At 73.7% G+C, this 22,214-nt stretch carries 21 protein-coding genes; 10 read left to right on the top strand and 11 right to left on the bottom strand.

Annotated features, from left to right (window positions below):
• Window positions 1-16: 16 nt before the first annotated feature.
• The 4 genes from GXW83_RS22350 to GXW83_RS22365 form a co-directional block, all read right to left on the bottom strand.
• Window positions 17-1,138, bottom strand: a complete 1,122-nt coding sequence (locus GXW83_RS22350) for a hypothetical protein (protein ID WP_182444833.1) — start codon at window positions 1,136-1,138, stop codon at window positions 17-19.
• Window positions 1,139-1,262: 124 nt separating this feature from the next.
• On the bottom strand, window positions 1,263-1,877 hold the full coding sequence (locus tag GXW83_RS22355) for a ferritin-like domain-containing protein (protein WP_182444834.1): 615 nt from the start codon (window positions 1,875-1,877) through the stop codon (window positions 1,263-1,265).
• Window positions 1,874-2,491 carry a ferritin-like domain-containing protein gene (locus GXW83_RS22360; RefSeq protein WP_182444835.1) on the bottom strand — a complete coding sequence of 206 codons (618 nt, stop codon included), beginning with the start codon at window positions 2,489-2,491 and terminating at the stop codon, window positions 1,874-1,876. Before GXW83_RS22360 ends, GXW83_RS22355 begins: the two co-directional genes overlap by 4 nt.
• Entirely contained in the window at window positions 2,475-6,029 is a 3,555-nt protein-coding gene (locus tag GXW83_RS22365; protein WP_182444836.1) for an Ig domain-containing protein, read from the bottom strand. The genes GXW83_RS22360 and GXW83_RS22365 overlap by 17 nt, the downstream gene beginning before the upstream one ends.
• A gap of 448 nt (window positions 6,030-6,477) precedes the next feature.
• Here GXW83_RS22365 and GXW83_RS22370 point away from each other — a divergent pair, with 448 nt between their 5' ends.
• Both GXW83_RS22370 and GXW83_RS22375 read left to right on the top strand, forming a co-directional pair.
• Window positions 6,478-7,086 (top strand): LuxR C-terminal-related transcriptional regulator, encoded by a 609-nt coding sequence (locus GXW83_RS22370; RefSeq protein ID WP_225447175.1) that lies wholly within the window; start codon window positions 6,478-6,480, stop codon window positions 7,084-7,086.
• Between the two features lie 198 nt (window positions 7,087-7,284).
• Window positions 7,285-9,582 (top strand): LuxR family transcriptional regulator, encoded by a 2,298-nt coding sequence (locus GXW83_RS22375; RefSeq protein WP_182444838.1) that lies wholly within the window; start codon window positions 7,285-7,287, stop codon window positions 9,580-9,582.
• A 257-nt stretch (window positions 9,583-9,839) separates the two neighbouring features.
• Here the strand turns inward: GXW83_RS22375 and GXW83_RS22380 are convergent, their stop codons facing one another.
• Entirely contained in the window at window positions 9,840-10,802 is a 963-nt protein-coding gene (locus GXW83_RS22380; protein ID WP_182444839.1) for a LysR family transcriptional regulator, read from the bottom strand.
• A gap of 67 nt (window positions 10,803-10,869) precedes the next feature.
• On the opposite strand from GXW83_RS22380, the gene GXW83_RS22385 reads away from it, so the two are divergent.
• Window positions 10,870-11,376, top strand: a complete 507-nt coding sequence (locus tag GXW83_RS22385; RefSeq protein WP_182444840.1) for a cupin domain-containing protein — start codon at window positions 10,870-10,872, stop codon at window positions 11,374-11,376.
• Window positions 11,377-11,838: 462 nt separating this feature from the next.
• Window positions 11,839-12,696, top strand: coding sequence for a hypothetical protein (locus GXW83_RS22390; RefSeq protein ID WP_182444841.1), 858 nt, complete (start codon window positions 11,839-11,841; stop codon window positions 12,694-12,696).
• On the opposite strand, the gene GXW83_RS22395 is transcribed toward GXW83_RS22390, so the two are convergent.
• Both GXW83_RS22395 and GXW83_RS22400 read right to left on the bottom strand, forming a co-directional pair.
• Window positions 12,660-13,139: an EF-hand domain-containing protein gene (locus GXW83_RS22395; protein ID WP_182444842.1), complete on the bottom strand. Its 480-nt coding sequence runs from the start codon at window positions 13,137-13,139 to the stop codon at window positions 12,660-12,662. The two genes, GXW83_RS22390 and GXW83_RS22395, sit on opposite strands and share 37 nt — an antisense overlap.
• A gap of 319 nt (window positions 13,140-13,458) precedes the next feature.
• Window positions 13,459-13,929, bottom strand: a complete 471-nt coding sequence (locus GXW83_RS22400) for a hypothetical protein (protein WP_182444843.1) — start codon at window positions 13,927-13,929, stop codon at window positions 13,459-13,461.
• Between the two features lie 130 nt (window positions 13,930-14,059).
• On the opposite strand from GXW83_RS22400, the gene GXW83_RS22405 reads away from it, so the two are divergent.
• Entirely contained in the window at window positions 14,060-14,827 is a 768-nt protein-coding gene (locus GXW83_RS22405; RefSeq protein WP_182444844.1) for an alpha/beta fold hydrolase, read from the top strand.
• A gap of 28 nt (window positions 14,828-14,855) precedes the next feature.
• Here the strand turns inward: GXW83_RS22405 and GXW83_RS22410 are convergent, their stop codons facing one another.
• Window positions 14,856-15,848 (bottom strand): YihY/virulence factor BrkB family protein, encoded by a 993-nt coding sequence (locus tag GXW83_RS22410; protein ID WP_182444845.1) that lies wholly within the window; start codon window positions 15,846-15,848, stop codon window positions 14,856-14,858.
• A gap of 146 nt (window positions 15,849-15,994) precedes the next feature.
• On the opposite strand from GXW83_RS22410, the gene GXW83_RS22415 reads away from it, so the two are divergent.
• Window positions 15,995-16,405, top strand: coding sequence for a hypothetical protein (locus GXW83_RS22415; protein ID WP_182444846.1), 411 nt, complete (start codon window positions 15,995-15,997; stop codon window positions 16,403-16,405).
• 48 nt (window positions 16,406-16,453) lie between these two features.
• Here GXW83_RS22415 and GXW83_RS22420 read toward each other — a convergent pair whose 3' ends face one another.
• Together GXW83_RS22420 and GXW83_RS22425 are read right to left on the bottom strand one after the other, a co-directional pair.
• Entirely contained in the window at window positions 16,454-16,717 is a 264-nt protein-coding gene (locus GXW83_RS22420; protein WP_182444847.1) for a hypothetical protein, read from the bottom strand.
• Between the two features lie 109 nt (window positions 16,718-16,826).
• Window positions 16,827-17,381, bottom strand: a complete 555-nt coding sequence (locus tag GXW83_RS22425) for a type 1 glutamine amidotransferase domain-containing protein (protein WP_182444848.1) — start codon at window positions 17,379-17,381, stop codon at window positions 16,827-16,829.
• Between the two features lie 214 nt (window positions 17,382-17,595).
• Here GXW83_RS22425 and GXW83_RS22430 point away from each other — a divergent pair, with 214 nt between their 5' ends.
• Together GXW83_RS22430 and GXW83_RS22435 are read left to right on the top strand one after the other, a co-directional pair.
• Window positions 17,596-18,105 (top strand): Dps family protein, encoded by a 510-nt coding sequence (locus GXW83_RS22430; protein WP_182444849.1) that lies wholly within the window; start codon window positions 17,596-17,598, stop codon window positions 18,103-18,105.
• Between the two features lie 23 nt (window positions 18,106-18,128).
• Window positions 18,129-19,169 (top strand): cation diffusion facilitator family transporter, encoded by a 1,041-nt coding sequence (locus GXW83_RS22435; protein ID WP_182444850.1) that lies wholly within the window; start codon window positions 18,129-18,131, stop codon window positions 19,167-19,169.
• A 15-nt stretch (window positions 19,170-19,184) separates the two neighbouring features.
• On the opposite strand, the gene GXW83_RS22440 is transcribed toward GXW83_RS22435, so the two are convergent.
• On the bottom strand, window positions 19,185-19,850 hold the full coding sequence (locus GXW83_RS22440) for an endonuclease (RefSeq protein ID WP_182444851.1): 666 nt from the start codon (window positions 19,848-19,850) through the stop codon (window positions 19,185-19,187).
• A gap of 178 nt (window positions 19,851-20,028) precedes the next feature.
• Between GXW83_RS22440 and GXW83_RS22445 the strand changes: the two genes are divergently transcribed.
• Window positions 20,029-21,384, top strand: a complete 1,356-nt coding sequence (locus GXW83_RS22445; RefSeq protein WP_225447176.1) for a PP2C family protein-serine/threonine phosphatase — start codon at window positions 20,029-20,031, stop codon at window positions 21,382-21,384.
• A gap of 66 nt (window positions 21,385-21,450) precedes the next feature.
• Complete coding sequence (locus tag GXW83_RS22450; protein ID WP_182444853.1) at window positions 21,451-22,173, top strand: mechanosensitive ion channel domain-containing protein; 723 nt, start codon at window positions 21,451-21,453, stop codon at window positions 22,171-22,173.
• The last annotated feature ends 41 nt before the right edge of the window (window positions 22,174-22,214 follow it).

A 22,214-nucleotide genomic window follows, 5' to 3' on the forward strand; every position in this document is an offset into this window, starting at 1 on the left:
CGCGGTCGGCCCCGGGTCAGTCCTGGTACGCCTGGACCAGCCGCAGCAGGTCGCTCAGCTCCTGTTCGCTGAAGTCCTCGGACGCCTGGAGCAGGCTGTCGAACTGCGGCGCCTGGGTGTCGATCATCGTCTGCGCCAGCACCTGGAAGAACATCTGCCCGGCGGGGCTCTCCAAGAGGCTCTCGGCCTCCTCGGCGGAGAGGTCGGCGTCCGGTTGGAAGACCCGCTGGTCCAGGCCGCCGGAGACGGCGTCGAGCAACATGCCGGTCTGCGCGGGCGGTTCGGTCTCGGCGGTCACCGGGCCCTCCTGCGCGAGGAGTTGGTCGTAGTCGTCGTACCAGACGGCCGCGTCCGGGGAGGCACCGAACACCCAACGGCCGTCCACCAGCTTGATGAAGTGGTCCTCGTAGGGCCGGACGCTCTCCGCCTGCCCACCATCCGCGTCCGCCTCGTGCCCGGCGGTCACCGGGCCCTCCTGCGCGAGGAGTTGGTCGTAGTCGTCGTACCAGACGGCCGCGTCCGGGGAGGCGCCGAACACCCAACGGCCGTCCACCAGCTTGATGAAGTGGTCCTCGTAGGGCCGGACGCTCTCCGCCTGCCCACCATCCGCGTCCGCCTCGTGCTGCCGGTACCGGTCCTCGATGGTCTGCCAGTCGGCGGCGTCCGGGCCGGAGCCGTAGAGCCACTGGAACTCGTCGGAGCCGGGGAGCCTGGCGTACCGGCGGTACTGCGTGCCCTCGACCGGGTCCGCCGGGTCGTGGTCCGGGTTGGGCTGCGGCCGGGCCTGCTCCTCCTCCGCCCGCCAGCGCTCGACGACCGGGCCGAAGGCGTCCACGAACAGCTCCAGCTCACCCTGTCCGGCGTCGTCCCTCAGCGAGGAGACGATCAGCCGCCCGGCCTCCGGGTCCACCCACACGGCCAGGCACTCGGCGACCCAGTCGTCCTCCTGCTGGAACCAGTCGACCACGTTCTGGAAGACCAGCGGGACCAGTTCCTCGTCGAGCCGGGCCAGGTCCTGGCTCCTGGCGACGTGCGCCAGCCGGGCCGGGCTGTCCTCCCCCGCCTCCCCGGCCGGGAGCCGCGGCCCGGCCACCAACTCCTTGAGGAGCGGCACGAGCGGAATCAACTGCTGCTTCATCGGTACCTCCTGGGCCGGACGCTGATCGCTGCTCCGGACGTACGGGTGCGGCTGGTGCGGGTCCTGTCGGCGCGGTTCGGCGCGGGTGTACGGGGCGGCCGGGGCGTACGGGCGCGGCGGGCGTTCACGCCGTGAGCTCCGTGACAGGCACCGCCGCGGCCGTGCCGAGGAAGCCGCCCACCGCGGAGCGCCCGCTCAGCACATAGCCCAGCGCCGCCGCGTGCATCGCCTCGACCGGCGCGATGGTCGCGGCCGCGAGCACGGAGGGCCCGGGGCCCGCCAGGCTGCCGGCCGCGGCCAGGTGGGTCTGCGCCGCCTGGTTCTCCAGGCGCTGCACAACGGCCACGATCCCGGCGACGCTGGTGGCCGCACCGATGGCGTCCATCAGTCGCGCGTGCCCTGCCAGCGGGGTGCCGGTGACGGCCGGCCTGCGGGCATCGCGCAGGATCGCGTTCCAGGTGACGGCGTGCTGGGCGTGGTGGTCCATCGCGGTCCGCACGAAGGCGTCCAGCGCGGGCACCGCCGGGCCCAGCCTGCCGGACCGCAGCGCCGCCTGCACCGATCGGTAGGCGTTCACCGCCTGGTTCTCCAGGGCGGCGGCCAGGGCCACGGTGCGCAGCTCACCGGTGTACGGCGGTGGCGCGGGGTGGCTGCCGCTGCACGCGTCCAGCGCCAGCCCGGCCCCGAGGACCGCGGCGCAGCGCACGAAGGACCGCCGGGAGGGCGGGAGGGCGCTCATCGCACCCTGCCCTCGTCGATGGCGGAGGCGTCCGCGGTGGGGTAGGCGGCCTGCGGGATGCCCGCCGTGCCGGCCGCCGCCGGGACCGCCCGCGCGGCGGCGGGCGTCGCGCCGGGCTCGGCGTGGCCGCCGTCCAGCAGGGTGCGGACGATGAGCAGTTCGGAGCCGTGCTGTGCCTCGACCGAGGCGACGTTCACCAAGAGCGCGCGCAGGTCGGCGCCGTCGGCGAGGGTGGCGAAGCGGGTGCAGGTCTGGGCGTTGACGTCTTCCAGCTCGGCGAGCAGGTCCACCAGCGAGGCCGGGTCGGTCGTCCCGGCCAGTCTGCGGGCCACGGTCGCGGCGTACCGCGTGTCGGCGGCGTGCTGCTGGGCCCCGCCGGCCCGGGTCACGGCCTGGTTGAACGTCCGGGCGTGGGAGTGGTGGTGGGCCAGGTTGCGGCTGACCAGCGCCCGCAGCTGGGCACTGCCGCGCTCCACGCAGGGCAGGCGGGCCGCAGAGGTGTAGGAGGCGACGGCGAGGTTCTCCAGGGCTGCGGCCGTCTGCAGCACCAGCACCGCGAGCGGGGCCTCGGGGGCGGCGGCGCGGTCGGGGTGCCGGTCATGCGGTGCCTCCACTGGTCGTGGTCGGGGCGGCGGTGGGCGAGGTCGGGCTCGGGCTGGGCGCGGGCGCGGGCTGGGTGGTGATCGACTCCCGGTAGTGGACGATGATGGTGTTCTGACCGTCCTCGGGATCGGTGGCGGTGACCGTGACGGTGAAGTCCGGTGTCCCGGCGGCGAGATGACCGAGGTCGCCGCTGACCACGCCGGTGCCCGGGTCGATCTGGTCGCAGGTGCCGGAGGTGTCGCACGGCAGGCCGGTGGCGGAGTACGTGTACACGGCTCCGCCGTAGCCGCCGGCCGGTGTGCCCACGGTCGTGGCGAAGCCCTTCAGCGGGGTGCCCCCGGTCTGGGTCGGGGTGGCCGTGTTGAACTCCACGGTCAGCGGCGGCACGGCCGCGGTGAGGTTCAGCGTGGTGATGGCGGATTCGCCGAGGGCGTCCGTGACCATCACCTGTTCCCCGTCGAAGGTGTCCGCGGCGCAGCTGGTCTGCACCGTCTGCTCCGATCCGCTGGAGGGCAGGTCGGTGGAGGTCTCGCCGGTGCACGGCCCGTCCGGGGTGCCGGTGACCACACCCGTGGAGGGGCTGACCGACATCCAGCCGGGCGCGCCCCCGCCCAGGGTGAAGGTGTACGGCGCCACGCCCGCGCTGGGTTGCACGGTCCCCTGGAACGCGGTGCCGACCGTGCCGCTCCAGGTGTAGGAGCCGGGCACCGTCAGCGGGTTGACGACGGTGATGGCGAGCTGGGTCTTGGCGGTCACCGCGAAGTCGGTGGCGTCGCTCACGGTGAGCGTGAACTCGTACGTCCCGGCGGACGATGTGGCCTCGCCGGTGATCGCCCCGGTGGCGCTGTCGACCTTCAGGCCGGTCGGCAGCGCCCCGTCGGTCACCGACCAGCTCTCGTGCCCGGAGCCGCCGTCGACGTCGATCGGGACGACGCCTGCGTAGGGGAAGCCGACGGCCGCCTCAGGGATGGCCGGCTCCTGGAAGCTCAGCGGCTCCACCACGGTCATGGTGGTCGTCAGGCTCGCGGTCTGGGCCGGGGGCCCGGAGTCGGCCACGGAGATGTCGAGCGGCACGGTTCCGGTCGACACCGGCGTACCGCTGATGACCCCGGTGGCGGGGTTCAGGCTCAACCCGTCCGGCAGCGTGCTGGCCCCGGACGACCAGGTGTACGGGGGTGTGCCGCCGATCGCGGTGAGGACCTCCGAGTACGGCTGCCCGGTCAGGGCGTGCGGCAGCGAGACCGTGGTGATCTTCAGCGATCCGACCACGGTGAGCGTCAGGGATTCGTCGGTGGTCAGCGGGGGTGCGCTGGAGTCGGTGGCCTGCACGCTGAACGGGAAGCTGCCGGTCGCGGTCGGGGTGCCGGTGATGGCGCCGTTCGGCGCGAGGCTCAGGCCGGCGGGGAGCGTCCCGGTCAGCGTCCACACGTACGGCGCGGACCCTCCGGCCGCGGTCAGCTGTGTCGTGTACGGCAGGCCGATCGCCCCCTGGGAGACGCTCGACACGGTGGCGGAGAAGCCGGTCACCGCCTCCACGGTGAAGACCTGCGAGGAGGTGAGGGCCGGTTTGCCGGAGTCGGTGGCGCGCACCGTGAACGTCGAGGAGCCGTCGTTGCGCGGTGTGCCGCTGAGCACCCCGGACGTCGAACCGAGCGTCAGCCCGGCGGGCAGCGAGCCGGAGGAGACGGACCAGGTGTACGGCTGGGTGCCGCCGAAGGCGGTCAGGGTCTGCGCGTACGGCGTGTCGGTGACCGCGTCCGGCAGGGTCAGGGTGTTGATCAGCAGCGGTTTGGCGACGGTCAGCGTCAGGTGCTGGGTGGCCGACTGCCGGGGTGAGGCCGAGTCGGTGACCTGGACGGTGACGCCGTAGCCGTCGGCCAGGTCGGGGGTGCCGCTGATCGCCCCGGTGGCCGGGTTGAGGCTCATCCCGCCCGGGAGCCCTCCCTGCCCGGGCACCAGCGACCAGCTGTAGGGGGCGGTGCCGCCGACGGCCATGAGCGTCTGCGTGTACGCCGTGCCGGTGGTCGCCCCCGGCAGGGAGGAGTTGTCCACGGCCAGGGCGCTGCGCACGGTCACCTGGTACGTCTTGGCGGCGGACTGGGAGGGCGGCCCGGGGTCGGCCAGGTGCACGGCGAAGGTGCTCGTCCCCGGTGTGGTCGGGGTTCCGGTCACGGCGCCCGTCTGCGCGGCGAGCGAGAGCCCCGGCGGCAGCTGGCCGGAGCTGACCGACCAGGTGTAGCTGCCGGTGCCGCCCGCGCCGCCCAGGGGCACGGAGTAGGGCTTGCCGAGCACGCCCTCGGGGAGCGTGGCCGTGGTGACGGACACGGGGCCGACCACGTTGACCGTCACCGAGCCGGACAGCACCGCCGGGGCCGCCGGGGTCGGGCTCGGCGTGGCCGCCCCCGGGCCGGGCCGCGGTGCACCGGCCGACGGGGACGCCGACGCTCCGGGGGTGCCGGAGGCCGGGGAGGCCGTGCTGGTGGTGCCGGTCGCGGTGATGGTGGCCGTGCCCGGGCTCAGCGCGGTCACCACGCCGCTCGGCGAGACCGAGGCGACATGCGGCGCCGAGGACGTCCACACCAGCGCCGGGACGGCGCCGGCGCCGTCGGCGAAGGTGCCGGTCGCGGTGGCCGGGTCGGTCGTCCCCATGACGACGGTCGGCGAGGCCAGCTTGACGGCCAGCGCGGTCGGCGGCGCGGGTCTGGCGGCCTTGGTGGGCTTGGCGGTCGCCATGGCCTTCGCCGCGGACTTCGCCGAGCTGGCCGCGTTCTGCGCCTGCGCGGCCGCCGAGGCGGCCGAGTGCACCACCGGTTGCAGCACGGTCATCCACAGCGCGAACATCAGGCCGCAGGCGGCGACGGCGATCCCGAGCACCGGCAGCAGCCATTCGGGCAGTGTCTGCTTCTCCAGCATCACCCCCTCGGCCTTCGCCGCCTCCCCCCGCTCGGGCAGCGCGGACACCTCGAACGGCAGGGTTCGGTTCGGCCCCTTGAGGAAGGTCTTGCGCGGCACGGTCTTCAGCCGGACGAACGTCGCCGTGCCCGGCCGTGCGGTGAACACCGCGGGCCGGGTCCGGAAGCCCAGCTTGACCTCCGGGTCGTGGCCCTCGATCCGCACCTGCTCCGGCCGGTTGCCGCGGTTCTCCACGACCAGTCGGAAGCGCGCCGAGCGGCGCCCGGTGGCGTTGGTGGGCACCAGATGCGCGCCGAGTTCGGCGAACTCCCCGACACGGACGGTGCCCTCCTCGATGCAGGAGCCCTCCGGGTCCTCGGTCGACATCGCGCGCAGGCCGAACCCCAGCTCGCCCGGGGCCAGCGAGGCCGCCCGCGGCGGCTGGAAGGTGATCCGGATGCGTTCGACCGCGCCCGGCAGGAGGTTGACCTGGGCGGGTTCGACGCTAGCCCACGCGGCCGCCTCGCCGAGCACGTCGAGGAGGACCCGGTCCACCACCATGCCGGTGTTCTCCACACGCACGACGCACGCGGCCTGCTCGCCGGGCACCACCGCGACCGCGTCGCTGCCGTCCTCGAAGACGACGAAAACCCCCATCGGCCCGGTCCTTCCCTCATTCGTCGGAGCCTTGTGCTGCCGGCCCGTCGCGCCCGCGCCGGACCAGCCGAAGGGAGAGCGCACCTCGGCGCGGCGCGCGGCGCGGAACGTCCCGCCGGGCCCCACCAGCCTGTCAGCGGCCACGCCCCGGCGCCTGCGTGAACCGGCAGCGAAAAGCGCAGCCGTGGGGTGTCGGCGGCGGCCCGTCCACGTCGGTGCGGCGTTCCACTCCGCGCACCCGCCCATGCGCGATTAGGCACCGCCTAGGGGTGTCCCTAGTCGACAACACCGGGCGAAACATGGTCACTTAGGGAAGGCCGTACAGCAGCGCACACTCCGGGGCGAATCAGACTCCGGCACGGGCGCGAGATCCGGCCGCCGCGGCCGGCGTAACCGCGCCGGGCCGACCGTCTGACCCTGGGGGGTTACCTTGCAAGCCCGGATACCGGTGTCGATCCACGCCGACGACCCATTCACCCGGACGGGCCTGGCGACCGAACTGCGCCAACGCGCCGAGATCGAGCTCGTCGACCCGCCCCTGGGCGGCTCGGCCCGGGTCGTGGTCTTCGCCCTCGACACGCTGGCGGGATCGGCCTTCGACCTGATCAGGACGGTGCGTTCACGCGACGGCGCACAGGCCGTGCTGGTCGTCTCCGCCCTCTCCGACGACGACCTGTTGAACGTGGTCGAGTCAGGTGTCAGCTCGGTGGTGTGGCGGTGGGAGGCGACCGCGACCTCGCTCACCCAGGCGGTGATCCGGGCCGCCTCGGGCGACGCGGCCCTGCCCGCCGACCTGCTCACCCGCCTGCTCAAGCAGGTGGGCCGGCTCCAGCAGCATGTGCTGCGCCCGCAGGGCCTGACCCTGGGCGGCCTCTCCGACCGCGAACGCCGAGTGCTGCGGCTGGCGGCCGAGGGCTTCGACACCGACGAGATCGCGGGTGAACTGGCCTATTCCAAACGCACCGTGAGCAGCGTGCTGCACGACATCACGGTCCGCTACCAACTGCGCAACCGAACCCACGCGGTGGCCTTCGCCATCCGTGAGGGCCTGATCTGAGTGGCCGTCATATCTTTCACGGTCTTGGCTTTCTCTATCGCATTAATCGTCATCGAAGGCTTATGCCAACATAGTTGACCTTTCCCGGCTGCCGTCGTTGGATCGTGCTCCACACGAACTCACCGGTGCGGGTGTCCGGCCCGCACCGGCGCAGCACGCTCCGGCCTTGCCCACCCCCGCCCGAAAGCCGGTCACCGCATGAGCAGTCTCTCCCCCGCCCCACAGCCCGGTCGCCGGGCGGCAGCGCACGCCGCCCGGTCCGCCCCCGCGCACGAGGCCGCCGTCCTCCCGTGGCCGCACCCCCTCGGTTCGGCATCCGCACACGGTTCGGCGGCAGCGCCGGCGCCGGCGCTCGTACCCGCCTCCGCGCCCGCACTCGCGCCCGACGAGCCGGAGACGCTCGGCGAGTTGCGCACCGAGGCGCTCTACCAGGCCATCGTGCGCACCCTGGACGAGCTGCCCGAACCGAGCATGCGGCTGCTGGCCGCCATGGCCGTGGTCAAACGGGAGACGCCGCTGCCGATCCTCGCGGTCATCGCGGACGTGGCCGACCCCAGCTCCGCGCTGGACGACCTGATCGCGGCCGGATTCGTCACCTGGTTCCCGCACGGCCTCGCCGAACCGGTCGGCATGGACTCCCAGGCCCTGCGCGACGTCATCTACTGGCACCTGCCCACGCACCTGCGCCGGGCCATGCACCTGGCCGCGGCCGAACAGGTCACCGGCGTCCACGGGTTCCGGCACGCACTGCTCGGAGCCCGCCGCCGCGATCCCGAACTCGCCGCGCGGCTGGAGGACGAGGCGACGCGCTACCGCTGGGCCGGGGACACCGAGCGCGCCGGGACGCTCCTGCTGTGGTCCGCCGACATGTCGGTACACCAGCAGGACCGGGAACGGCGGCTGCTGACCATGGCCGGCTGGGGCGAGGAACTGCCCACCGCCGCGTGGGCGGCCGTGCTCAGGGAGCAGCTGACCCTGCTGGAGCCCAGCGTCGAGGGCAATCTGTTCCTCGGCCACCTCGCCGCGCGGGAGGCCCGGTACGAGACCGCCCGCGCCCTGTTCGACCAGGCCAGGAGCCTCGCGGCGGACCGCTCCGCCGCGGTGCGCGCCCGGGTCGACCTCGCGGCCGCGACCCTGCACGCCGACACCGGGGATCTGCGGGCCGAGGAGCGGATCGCCTTGGCGCTGCTGGCCCAGGAGGGGCTCCCGGAGGAGTCCCGGCAGTGGTCCGTGTACTTCGCGGCCGACGCACACGGCAGGATCCAGCAGTCGGCGGACGCCTCGCTGCGCCGGCTGGAGCTGCTCGCGCCGGAGCTCGGCGCGCCGGAGGCCCACCGGCCCGGCCACGGAATCCTGCGCTGGGCGCGCGGCATGTGGCTGGCGCAGTGCGGCCGTCCCACCGAGGCCATCGGCGATCTGCAGCGCGTGCTGCGCTGGCAGGACGGCCCGGTCGAGCCGGTCCTCCCGCTGGCGTACGCCTACCTCGGCTACGCCCTGTTCCAACTCGGCGACTGGCGGGCGGCCGTGCGCGAGGCCCAGGAGGGCATCCGGGTGGCCGAGGCGAGCAACGACCGCCGCGCCGTCATCCCGGCCGCCGCGCTGTCCGCCTGCGTCAGCGCCCTGCGCGGCGACTGGAGCGTGGCCGCCGAGCAGGTGGAGGCGGTGACCGGCGACCAGCGGGCGCTCGGCCCGGCCCGCTACGGGGTGTTCCCGGCGCTGGCCGCGGCCAGGCTGGCCCAGGCCCGCGGGGAACCGCACCGGATGCTGGCGGCGCTCGCGCCGGTGGCCGCCCAGCCGGGGCTGTTCGCGCTGTACCAGGTGTGGTGGCGTCCGCTGCACGTCGAGGCCCTGATCGGGACCGGCCGGCTGGCCGCCGCGCACACCGCTTTGGCCGCGCTGCGCACCGTCATGCCCTCCGGCCCCCGTCCGACAGCGGTCATGGCCAGGCTCGAAGCGCGGCTCGAAGCGGCCGGGACCGGCCCGGCCACGGCGGCCGACCGGCTGGCCCAGGCGGTCGAGCAGACCGCCGAGGAGGACTCGCCGTTCAGCCTGGCCCAGCTCGAACACGACTACGGCAGGCTGCTGTTGGGCTCGCGGCGGCGAAGCTCGGCGATCCGCTGGCTGCTCTCCGCGCACGGCCGCTATGTCGACCTCGGCGCGCGCCCGTTCGCGGACCAGTGCCTCAGCCTGCTCAAGGAGGCCGGCGTGCAAGTCCCCTGGGCCGGCGCCGCCGGCCAGGAGGGCGGCACGGAGACGGCAGTCCGCTCGCCCGCCGCGCTCACCCCGCAGGAGCAGCGGATCGCCCGGCTCGCCGCCGAAGGCATGACCAACCCGCAGATCGCACGCACCCTGTTCGTCAGCGCCAAGACGATCGAGTACCACCTGGGCAACGTCTTCGCCAAGCTCGGCATCGCCTCCCGCCGCCAACTCCGCACCGAACTCGACACCCTCACCGCCCACTCCCCCACCCCGAAACCCGCCGCGCACGGCTGGTGAGGGCGGGGACCGGGCGGCAGGCCGGTCGCGCCGGCCCGTCGTGGAGCGAACGGCCTGGCTCCCGGGGAGAGGGCGGCCGAGACGGCACGGGGCCTGGACGTCGTGACCGGGGCGATTACCTGCAGGGTCACCTCGGTGGAGCGCTACGCCTCCGCCGGCTGACGTCCTCGGCCGCCGGGGTGGTTGTCGGGGCTGTCGGGCGGCACCGGCTGGCCCCTGGTCTACCTGGAGCGCCCCCGGACAGGCCTGACGCCACGTCACATCTGTTCTGCGCAGCGGGGCGGCGGGGGCGGCTCAGGCGTGGGGGTGGTTGCGGTGGTGGGCGGTGGCGGCGCGGGCGAGTTCGGCGCGGAGGTCGGCGGCGAGGGGGAGGCGCAGGCGGGGCGCCAGTGCAGGACGAGGTCGATGCCGGGGCCGTCCAGCGGGACGAAGCGGACGCCGGCCGGGCTGAGCAGGTCCTCGAAGGAGCGCACCAGGACGGACACCGCGATGCCCGCCGCCACGGTGGCGAAGATCGTGGCCAGCGTCGCCTCCTGGATCGGCGCGGCGATCCCGGCGTCGGCCAACTGCTCGGTCAGCCAGCGGTATCCGACCGGCTGGACGCTGCGGCTGAAGAACACCACCTCCTCGCCGCGCAGGTCCGCGAGCCGTACCTGCTCGGCGTCGGCGAGGCGGTGGCCGGTGGAGACGACCAGGCACAGCCGCTCGTGCAGCAGGACGCGCGAGGCGAGGTCCGCCGGGGGCGTGACGATGCGGGCCAGCGCCAGGTCGACCCGGCCCTCGCGCAGGGCCCGGTACTGCTCCTCGTCGGTGAGTTCGGTGAGGGTGGTCTCCACCCCGGGGTGGCGGCGGCGGAACGCGGCCAGGGCGTCCACCAGGACGACCGGCGAGGCGCCCGGCAGGGTGGCCACCGCGACGCGTCCGATCCGGCCGTCGGCCACCTGCCGGGCGAGCCGGCTCACGTCGTCGGCCGCCTGCAGGGCCCGTCGGGCGGCTTCGACGATCACGTCGGCGGCCGGAACGACCCGCAGCCGCCGACCGACGCGTTCGAAGAGGACCAGACCGAGCTGCTTCTCCAGCAGCCGCAACTGGCGGCTCAGCGAGGGCTGGGCGATGCGCAGCCGTTCGGCGGCGGCACTGACCCCGCCCTCCTCCGCGACCACGACCAGGCTCTGCAGCAGCCGTAGTTCGACGGGGCCGTCCTCCGGTGAATCATGCATGCTCGCTATGATAGATGCCGCTTCAGGTATTGGACAGCTATACGTGCGATGCCGTTGGATCACCGCCATGACATCGTTCACGCACAGCGCCACGCCGATCAGTCCGTCGATACTCAGTCCCGAGGAACAGCAGGCCGTCTGGTTCCTGGGCGCCCTGGTCCGGTTGCGCGTGCCGGGCGCCGCCACCGGCGGGGCCCTGTCGGTGCTGGAGCACCTGGGCGAGCGCGGCTACGGCAGCCCGCTGCACCGGCACGACAACGACGAGGAGACGTTCCTGGTCCTGGACGGCGAACTGCGCGTCGAGGTCGACGGCTTGCAGCGCGCGGCGGGCCCGGGCGCCATCGCCGTGCTGCCCCGGGCGCTCGCCCACTCGTTCGTCGTCACCAGCCCCACCGCCCGGTTCCTCACCCTGCACACACCGGCCGGCTTCGACGACTTCACCGTGCGCGCGGGAGCGCCGGCCGACTCCCTCGACCACCCGCCGCTGGACGCGGCCCCGCTGGACCCGGCCGAACTGGCCAGGATGGCCTCCTTCTACGGGATCGAGATCCTCGGACCGCCCCCGGCCCCCTGACACACCCGCAGGAGCGGTGCCTCGCTCTCCCGCCCCACATCGGCGGCGGCGAACCGCGTGGCCGGTCCCAGGCCGATTCCGCTTGCGACTCCGGTGACGACGACGATTTTTCCCTGGAGTTTCATGGTGGGCCTCCTACGCGGTGAATGGTTTGCCTGCGGTCGGCGTTCACCATCGTGTCGACTCAACGACCTTCCAGAATCGGTTGTTTGACGCAATCGGCGAGCGGCCCGGGGTGGCCCCCGGGCCCGGGGATCCGTCGAACACACCCGCTGCCGGACCCGGCGACGGCGGTGCGCAAACCGGACGCAGACCCGCCCGACCTGCGGCATCGGGTCAGTGACTGCGCTGGGACCGGCGCCGACTGCGGCTCGACCGAGGCTCGCGGGCGGCTCCGGCCAGGGGCGCCGAGGCAGTCCGTGGCATGGGGCCATGACGAGACTTCAAAGCCCGCCGGATTCCGTGGATATCGCCGCCCGGGCGTGGATGTCGGCGCTCGCCCTGTTTGCGGCGGCCCAACCCGGCGGCTTTTACCGGGCCGGTGACAAAGGCACGTCCGAACTCGTCACCGGAGCGCCCGTAGCGCTGCTGAACGGTGTCATCAGCACGGCGGGCAGCGCCGACGCCGAGGAGGTGGCGGACTTCGCCGACTCCCCGCGGCTGGGCTCCGTGCCGCGGAGCGTGCAGGTCCGCGGCGAACAGGTCGCCGAGGGGATCGCGGCCGTGGCGACCGGCCACGGGCTGGAGCGGCGGACGCTGCTGCCCTTCATGGTGAAGCAGCTGGGCGACGACCTGCGCGGGCCCGAGGGCGGCGTGACGGTCCGCCGGGTCACCGGCGACGAGAGCGAGCTGTACCGGACGGTGATGGCCGCCGGCTACGGCGGGCCGGAGGAGATCTTCTTGTTCTTCACCGCCCGCTCCCTGATGGACCACGTCTCGATGCGGGCCTACCTCACCGAGGTGGGCGGCGTCGCGGTGGCCACCTCCTTCGGCATCAGGGTGGCGGACGCGGTGGGCGTCTTCAACATCGCGGTGCTGCCGGACGGCCTTCCTGCACGCCAGCCAACAGGGGGTGCCGCTGTACCAGGCAATGGGATTCCGGCTCGCCGAGAACTGGACCGTCCTCACCGCCTGACGCCGGACCGCACCGCTTCTCTGTTCGATTGCACGACCCCGGCAGTACACCGGTTCGAATTAAGGCAGAAAACAGCCCCTGGCCGGGCCTCCACAGGAAAGCCCGGCCGGGGGGTTCTCGTTCGGATCACCGAGAATTCGACCTCATATCAGCCGAAGTCGCCGAAGATGAACCCGCCCAGGTAGCGGCGCAATTGCTCCTTGGAGAGCTCACCGCTGCCGTCGGTGTCCAACTGCTGGAACGTGCCCTGGATCCGGTCCGCGGAGACGCCCCAGGCCCGGTGGTAGCGCTCGAACTCGCTCTGCGAGACCTTGCCGTCGCCGTCGACGTCGAACAGGCCGAACAGCAGGTCGGAGAAGGGCGCCAGGCTCTGCTGGACCGCGTCGGGCGCGGCCTCGGCGTAGAAGTCGACGTACTCCTTGCGGCTGATCCGGTCGTTGCCGGTCAGGCCGACGCCCTGCTGCAGCTCCTGCCACAGCGCGGTGCTCGCCTGCCGGAACTGCGTGTGCTGCGGCGAGCCGGCGGCGAAGCCGAAACGGCCCACCAACTCCTGCGCCAGGGCCTCGATGTCCTCGACGCCCAACTCTCCGTTGCCGTCGAGGTCGATCAGGTCGAATGCCTTGCTCACCCTGCTCCGCTGGCTCTCGGTCTGCGCACTCGTGGTCACTTCCGGCACCCACCCCTCTGTTTGTTCCGGGTGAACCATTCACTGGATCATAGGCACGGATCCGGGGCCGGTTCAATGGCCGGGATCGACGGACCAATGATGGCCGAATTCATTTCGGAATACCCCGCCGCGATCCTTTCCACGCGTCACTTCGGGTACTTCCGACGGCCTTTTCCCCGGAGCACAGCCCGCCCCCGCCGCCCCTTCCCGCACGCACCCCGCCCCGGAGGCCGACCGGTGGGGCCGGGCTCCGGGGCGCGCGCCGACGGGGGCGGTGCGGTCACCGGGTGTCGGGGTGGATGCCGGTGGCCCAACTGGCCAGACCGGCGATGACGACCGCCAGCGGCAGGCACACCAGCAGCTGCCCGGAGATCTGCGAGGCGGTGAGCCCGCTGGTGACGCTGACGCCGAGGAACGCCAGGTAGCTGAGGCCCATGATCACCGCGAAGGCGGCGAAGGGCCGGGGCGAGACCCGCCCCAGCAGGTACAGCACCCCCACCGCGAGCAGCGTGGCGATGCAGACGCCGGCGCTCAGCGCGCCGGTGTTGGGAAAGCCCGAATTGATGGAGTCGGAGTTCTCGAAGGCGTTCACATTGACCATGACGCGGACCAGGTAGGTGATCGCCAGCCCGGCCATCACCGCCACGCCCGAGGCGAGCAGGCCGCGTGTCATGACGAGCGCCGGGGACCACGAGGGACGCCGGGTTCCCGGCGCGGCGTTGGGAAGTGCGGTGTGCGCGGTGTCGATCATCGCGGGCTCCAGACGTCGAAGGAACCGGACCCCCTCCACCCGGTGTACCTCTCCGCGCCCGTTCCCGCCCACCCGGCTACGCCATCCGTGTCCCCGCCCTCCGGCCGTCCGGCGGTATACGCTCCCGGGCATGGTGACTGCCGAGGTGTCCTTCTTCTCCGGCCGCGACGGCGCGCGCCTGGCGTACCGGGAGCTGGGCCGGGGCAGGCCGCTGGTGCTGCTGCACGGGCTGACCGGGGACGGGACGCTGTGGCTGAGCCACGGGCAGGCCGAGGCGTTCGCGGCGCGCGGCCACCGTGTGGTCCTGCCGGACTTCCGCGGGCACGGCCGGAGCGCCAAGCCGCACGACGCCGCCGCCTATCCCCTCGACGTGCTGGCCGACGACGGCCTGGCCCTGGTCGAGCACCTGGGCCTGGACGACTACGACCTCGGCGGGTACTCGCTCGGCGCACGGATCGTGGTGCGGATGCTGGTGCGCGGCGCCACACCGGGGCGGGCGGTGGTCGCCGGGCAGGGGCTGCGCCAGGTCATGGGCTTCGGCGGCGGGGCCGGGGCGCTGCTGCGGCGGGTCTTCGCCGGTGCGGGGACGTTCGAGCCGGGCTCGCCGGAGCACCGGACCGAGCAGTGGCTCCGCTCCCGGGAGGAGGACCCGGTGGCGCTGCTGCACGTGCTGGACTCGATCGCCGCCACCCCGGCGGAGCCGCTCGGCCTGGTCCGGGTGCCGACCCTGGTGGCCGTCGGCAGCGAGGACGAACGCGCCGACTCCGCCGACGAGTTGGCCACGGCGCTGGCGCACGGCCGACGGGCCGTGCTGCCCGGGAACCATGCGACGGCGGTCACCACGCCGGAGTTCGTCACCGCCGTCGCGGACTTCCTCGCCGGGCAGCAGCAGCCGTAGCCGTAGTGGCGGCAGCCGCCCGGCGTCGTCAGTGCGCGTCGCCCTCGCGGGGCCGCTCCGGCAGAGGCGTGTCGGTGAAGGAGGTCTCGACGTCCTGCTCCGGTCGCCGCTCCTCCTGGTGGACGATGGCGTCGAGGACGCTGCGGTCCGCCCGGCTCAGCGGCGGCTGGGTCAGCGTGCGCGGCCAGAGCTTGCGGTTCCGCACCACGTTGACCTCGGCCGCGTACATGGTGATCTGGGCGCCGAGGTAGAGCCAGGACAGCAGGCCCAGGACGGTGCCGAAGAAGCCGTACACCTGGGTGGCGTGCCGCAGCTCGTGCGCCACCAGGTAGCCGCCGCAGGTCTGCAGCAGGGTCCAGGCCGGACCGGCGATCAGGCAGCCCGGCACCAGGCTGCGCAGCGGCACCTCCTTCGGCGTGAGGATGCGGAAGCAGGACAGGTAGAGGGCGGTGTTCACCACGGCCGAGCCGACCAGCCCGGCGGCGAAGGCCAGCGGCCCGTGCGCGACGAATCCGGCCAGCGCGGCCGTGGCCGTGCTCAGCAGCAGGCCTACCGCCAGCGCGGTGATCAGCAGCAGCCCCCGGGCCAGCCGGGCCAAGTAGCCGGGCCGCTCCACACCGGGGATGTTCCAGACCTGCGCCATGGCGAACTGCAGGATCTGGGTCACGCCCAGGGAGCCGTAGAGCAGGCCCAGCGCGCCGATCACCACCGCCGCGCCGGTGCCGTGCAGCGAGTGGATGTTCTGGGTGAGCTGGTTGCCGATGATCGGGAAGTCGGCGAGGGCCGAGTTCAGCACGGCCTTCTGGGCCCCGGCGTTGCCGCGCAGGACGAAGCCGAGGCACGTGGTGAGCAGCAGCAGCAGCGGAAAGACGGCGGTGAAGCCGTAGTAGGTGATCAGTGCGGCGAGCTGGCCGGCCCGGTCGTCGCCGTACTTCTTGACGACGGCGTAGGGAACGGCGAGCGGCGGGTGGGCCTGCTGGAGGCGGTCGACCCGTTGCAGGGCCTTGTCAACGGTCTTCATCGGTCGTCCGTGCCTCCTGTGTCCCTGAACCAGCCAGCCCTCGCCTGCCCCGCCCCACCCGGCTGATGCCTGCGGCGGGCCTCCGGGCGGCGTAACCGCCGAGGTGGGGCGTGTGCCGCGCGGCCCCTCCGGGGAGGAGTCGGGGTATGTCAGAACAGCGAGCGCAGCACACCCGGCCGCCGGGACTGGACGACGCGACCGTGGAGGCCCTGGGGCAGCTCTCCAAGGCGCTGGAGACCACGGAGCGGGCCCGAGGGGCCCTGTACGACTTCCACCAGCTGACCGGGGCGGCCGATCTGCAGCTCGGGGAGGCGGTGGAGCTGCTGCGCCGGGCGGGCCACGGTGAGCAGGCCGCGCGGATCGAGCGGGAGGTCCTGGGCCGCGACGTCATCCCCGGCCACTGGACGTTCCAGATCGTCGAGGCGTACAACGCCACCTACTACCGGCCCTTCGCCTCGGCCGAGGAGGAGGTCCGCGAGCAGCTGGCCCCCGGCACCGAGCACCTGTACGAGGCGGAGATGAAGGAGCGCAGGCAGCAGTCCGGGGGCGCGGTGTAGCCCGCGCCCCCGGACGGGCCGCCGTGGCGGCGGCCGACAGCAGCCCGGTCAGGTCACCGGCGCCGGGCTGGGCGCGGGGATGGGCGGCGGGCCGGGCAGCGGCGCGGGCGCGGGGACCGGCTGGGGCTCGCCGGGGCCCGGCGGCGGCGGGTCCACGGGGGACGGCGGCGCGGGCGGGGCCGGGTCCGGCACCGGGTCGGGGCGGGTCGGCTCCGGCAGCGGGCCGGGCAGCGGCCCGGGGCGCGGGCCGCCGGGGCCGGGCGACGGGGTCGGGTTGGGCGGCACGGGATCGTTCGGGGGTGGCGTGCTCATCACGTGGCCTCTCCAATGGGGGTCGGGGCCCGGCTGTGGTCGGGCCCGGCCCGGGGTCAGGGCGCGGCGCACGGTACGGGACGCGGCCCGGACCGGCGCGCGGCCCGGGTCAGGACGCGGCGAACGTCGTGACCAGCGTCTCGTTGAAGGCGGGCAGGTCGTCCGGCTTGCGGCTGGTGACCAGGGTGTTGGGGCCGCTGCGGCACACCGTGACCTGCTCGTCCTGCCAGCGGGCGCCGGCGTTGATCAGGTCGGTGCGCAGGCTGGGCCAGGAGGTGAGGCTGCGCCCGGCCACCACGCCCGCCTCGATCAGCGTCCACGGGGCGTGGCAGATGGCGGCGACCGGCTTGCCGGCGTCGAAGAACGCCTTGACGAACGCGACGGCGTCGGCGTCCATCCGCAGCGCGTCCGGGTTGGCGACCCCGCCGGGCAGCACCAGCGCATCGAAGTCCCGCACCGACGCCTTGCCCACCACCTCATCCACCTCGAAGCGGTCGGCGCGGTCGAGGTGGTTGAACCCCTGGGCCTGGCCCTCCTGGGTGGAGACCAGCCGGGCCGAGCCGCCGGCCTCCAGCACCGCCTGCCACGGTTCGGTCAGCTCCACCTGCTCGATGCCCTCCGGGGCGACCAGGAATGCGACCGTCTTTCCCTGCAGGGTGTCCATGGCCGAATCCCTCCTTCCTCACGCGTACGGGAGTGGTTCTTCCGTACTCGCCTTGCCGGGCACGGCGGTCGCAAACGGGCGCCCGGCCGGAGCGCGCGGCGAACACCGACATTCTTCGCGAACCGGGCATGAGTGTGCCGCCCGTTTGGGGGCACGCGAACAACAGGGCCCGCAGACGCCTGCGGGCTGCCACGGATCAGGAAGGTCACCCAGCATGGACACCCCCCGTTACACCGTCCCCGGTCTCGACACCGACGACGCGGCCACGGTCATCGACCTGCTCAAGATGCGCTTGCACGCCCTCAACGACCTCGCGTTGACGCTCAAGCACGTCCACTGGAACGTGGTCGGACCGCACTTCATCGCCGTGCACACCATGCTCGACCCGCAGGTCGAGGCCGTCCGGGCGATGGTGGACGAAACGGCCGAGCGGATCGCCACCCTCGGCGGCTCCCCCGACGGCACCCCCGGCACCCTGGTCGCCGAGCGCACCTGGGAGAACTACAAGCTGGGCCGCGCCGACGCGCTGGAACACCTGGTCGCCCTGGACCACGTCTACAACGGCCTCATCGCCGACCACCGCAGCGCCGCCGACGCCATCGAGGAGACCGACCCGGTCACCCAGGACCTGCTCATCGGCCAGCTGCACGGCCTGGAGCAGTTCCACTGGTTCATCCGGGCCCACCACGAGACCGCGTCCGGCACGCTCAGCGACCGGACCTGACCGGACCGGGAGGAGACGGCCGCATGGGCCGGCGCAGGGGCGAGGACAGCTCGCCCGGGGTGGGAGAGGCGCCGGGAACGGCGTCGGAAGCGGCGCCAGGGGCAGGGACGGCATCCACGATCGTCCTGGCCCTGGTGTCCAATCTGGTCATAGCGGCTGCCAAAGCGGCCGGGGCGCTCATCTCGGGCTCCCCGGCGCTCCTCTCCGAAGCCGCCCACTCCGTGGCGGACAGCATGAACGAGGTCTTCCTCCTCACCTCGCTGCGCCGCGGACGCCGGGTGCCGGACCGCAAGCACCCCTTCGGCTACGGCAAGGAGCGGTACTTCTGGTCGCTCCTGGCCGCCGTGGGCATCTTCATCACCGGCGGCTGCTTCTCCTTCTACCAGGCCGCGAAGGCATGGCGGCAGACCAGCGGCGAATCGCACTCCGGCTACATCATCGGCCTGTCCGTGCTGGCCGTGGCCCTGCTGACCGAGGGCGGCTCGCTGGCCAAGGCGGTGCTGCAACTGCGCGCCGAGGCCCGGCAGCAGGGCCGCAGCACGGCGGCGCAGCTGCGCCGGGGCACCGACCCGGCGCTGCGCACCGTCCTGGCGGAGGACAGCAGCGCCGTGCTCGGCGTCCTGCTGGCCGGGGCGGGTATGGCGCTGCACATGGCGACCGGGAATCCGCGCTTCGAGGCGGCGTCGGCGCTGTGCATCGGCATACTGCTGGTGGTCGTGGCCGTACGGCTGGGGCGCGAGGCCGAGCACGAGCTGATCGGCCAGGCCGTCGACCCGGAGGTCCAGGGCGAGCTGCGGGACTTCCTGTTGCAGCAGCCCGAGATCGACACCGTGCCCGAGCTGCTCACCATGCGGATGGGGCCGGCGTCCACGCTGTTGGCCGCGCGGGTGGATCTGAACGGCGGCATCGACAGCGAGCGCCTGGAGGACGTCTGCGTGCGCATCAAGCGGGCGATCACTGCCCGCTGGCCCGCCTTCGACCAGGTCTTCCTGGACATCACCGACGCCGAGGCCCAGGCCCACCCGCGAACCGACCGGGCCCGGACCGGCCAGCAGGCGCAGTGAGTCGGGCGCGGTGAGTCAGGCGGCCCTGCCCGCCCTCCCGCTGTCGTCCTGCTGGCCGTCCTGGTCCAGTCGGCCGCCGCTGAGGCGGAGCCGGACCAGGGCGACCGACAGCCGGGCGACGTCCTCGGGCCGGACCTTGCGGGCCAGCCCGGCGGGGGTGTGCGGCAGGCCGAGCCGGGCGGCCTGGTCCAGGGCGGCCCGGTCGAAGTACGGGCTCAGCTCGGGCCAGACCTCCTGCGCCTCGCGGCAGAAGATGTCCGCGCCGACCGGCCCGATCCGCGGATGCTCCTGCAGCAGTCGGCGGATCCGCCCGGGATCGCCGTCGGCCTCCTCGCGCAGTCGGCGCAGATCGCCGTGGTAGCGCCGGTTCAGCAGGGTCGCGCCCTCCCGCAGCGCGGTCGCCGTGCTCTCGTCGTAGCGCTTGTAGTGGGCCCGCCCCAGCGCGTCGACGATCTGCTGCCAGGGCGCGTCCGCCATCGCCGGTACCGTGCGCAGCCCGTCCGCGCTCAGCTCCCGCGACGCGGCGACGGCGATGCCCGCCGAGATCCGGGTCGAGCTCAGCAGCGACAGCACCAGCAGCCGGTACAGCGGGGACGGCTGGTTCCGCAGGGTGATGCCCGCCTCGTCGGCGAAGCTCCGGCCGTACTCCCGGAGCAGTCGGTCGACCACGTGCCCGCTCATGCGCACGGTCCCTTCGGTAGCGGCCCGGCCCACGCGCTCCGGTGGCCCGGCGTCGGTGTTCCCTGGTCAGGACCTCTACCCGGGCCCGTCGGCCCGACACGCCGAGGCCCGGATCGGGCCCGCGGACGGGGCGGCCCGGGGCCGATACTGGGGGTACGAGGCCGACGCTAGGAGCCACGTGACCGCGTACCCGGACGACGACGAACCGTACGAGCTGGAGTGCGCGCTCCAGGACGCGCTGGACCGGCTCACGCTGCTCTCCGCCGTCTCCGAGGCGCTGGCCAGCACCCTGGAACCGGAGCTGGGCCTGCGCCGGTTGTGCCGGGTGCTCGTCCCGGCGCTGGCGGACTGGTGCGCGGTGGATCTGCTCCGGGAGGACGGGCGGCTGCACCGGATGGTGGTGGAGCACCGCGATCCGGGTGCGGCGCCGAGGGCGTTCGAGGCGCTGCTGCCCCCGGCGGCGGCGGATTCGCCCTCACCCCTGGTCGAGGCGCTGCGCGCGTCGGGGCCGGTGCGGCTGGACGGCTTCCCCGGGCCGGAGACCGCCGCCGACCCGCTGCACCGCTTCGAGCTGCGCGCCTTCGCCGTGCTGGGCGCGCGGCGGGCGGTGCTGGTGCCGCTGGTCGCCCGGCACCGCGTGCTGGGCGTGCTGACGCTGGCGCAGCTGGAGCCCGACGGCAGGGACGGGACCGACCGGATGCCGCTGATCGAGGACGTGGCCCACCGCGTCGGCCTGGCCCTGGACAACGACCGGCTGCACGCCCAGATCGCCCGCATCGCCGAGCGGTTGCAGCGCTCCCTGCTGCCCGACCTGCCGCAGCACGGCCTGCTGGACATCGCCGCCCGCTACACCCCGGCCCGCGACGGCGCGGAGGTCGGCGGCGACTGGTACGACGCGTTCCTGCTCCCCGACGACACGCTGACGCTGATCATCGGCGACGTCACCGGCCACGACCTGAAGGCCGCCGTCTCCATGAGCCAGGTGCGCAACATGCTGCGCGGCATCGCCTGCGACCGCAAGGAACCACCGGGCAAGATCCTCGCCCGGCTGGACGCGGCCAACGCCATCCTCTACCCCGGGCAGACCCTGACCTGCCTGTACGCGCTGCTGGACCAGCCCGATCCGGCCGGGCCCTGGCACCTGGACTACGCCGTGGCCGGGCACCTGCCGCCGCTGCTGGTCACCCGGGAGGGGGGCACCCGGTTCCTGGAGCAGGGCCGCAGCCTGCTGCTGGGCGTCCGCCCCCACCGCACCCGGCCGCAGGCGACCGAGCTGCTGCCGCCGGGCGCCACCGTGCTGCTCTACACCGACGGGCTGATCGAACGCCGGGACGAGCCGCTGGACGAGGGCATGACCCGGCTCCGGCAGCGCGCCGCCGCCCTGGCCACGGCGCCGCTCGGGACCTTCTGCGACACCCTGATGGCGGGCCCCGGCGGCAACTGCAGCGACGACATCGCCCTGATCGCCGTGCGCATCCCCCCGCGCCCCGCCCACCGGGACGGGGCCGGTGACCCGGTGGAGCAGGGCGGCTGAACCGCGCTGCGGCGCGGGCTCCCCCGGTCGGGCCGCAGCGGCGGCTCCGCCTGCGAAGATCTGCGCATGGAGACCACACCGGAGCACCCGCCGGGGCAGCCCGAGGCGCCCGAACCGCCCGAGGCGCCCGAGCCGCGCCGCGCCAGCCCGCGCCGCATCCGCACCCGCAAGGCCGTGCTGACGACCTCGCTGGCGCTCGCGGGCCTGTTCGTGTCGACGTACTACGGCGGCCTGCTGGGCGCGCCGCGCGCGCACCACTCGCTGACCGACCGTGCGGTGGCCGGCGGCAGCGCCCTGGTCTTCCTGGTCTTCGCGCTGATCGCCGTGCGCGGCGCCACCGACGACCTGGTGGCGCTGGTCCCGGCCCGGTTCGGCGACAGCCGGGTGATCACCCTGCGGTTGCTGTGCCTGCTGACCGGCTACGCCATGGTGGTGCTGGGGGCGTTGAGCCTGCTGCACGTGCCGTGGAGCAGGCTGATCCTGGGCGGCGCGCTCACCGGGGTGATCGTGGGCATCGCCGCGCAACCGGTGCTGGGCAACATCTTCGCCGGGCTGGTGCTGCTGACCTCGCGCCCGTTCCACGTCGGCGAGGACGTCGCCGTCCAGGCCGGGGCCCTGGGCGGCCGCATCACCGGCCACGTCACCGATATGACGCTGCTCTTCGTCGAGCTGCGGACCCCGGACGGGAAGGTCCTGCTGCCCAACTCCGCGGTCCTCAACTCGGCCATCTCCCCCAGGGGCGACCCCGCCGCGCCGGTGGAGGCCGCGCCGGGCGGTCCGGCGCGGTGACTCCGGCCTGAATGCTTGGGCACTGCAAGTACTTGTGATAT

The sequence above is a fragment of the Streptacidiphilus sp. PB12-B1b genome (genome assembly GCF_014084125.1).
Lineage (GTDB): Bacteria > Actinomycetota > Actinomycetes > Streptomycetales > Streptomycetaceae > Streptacidiphilus.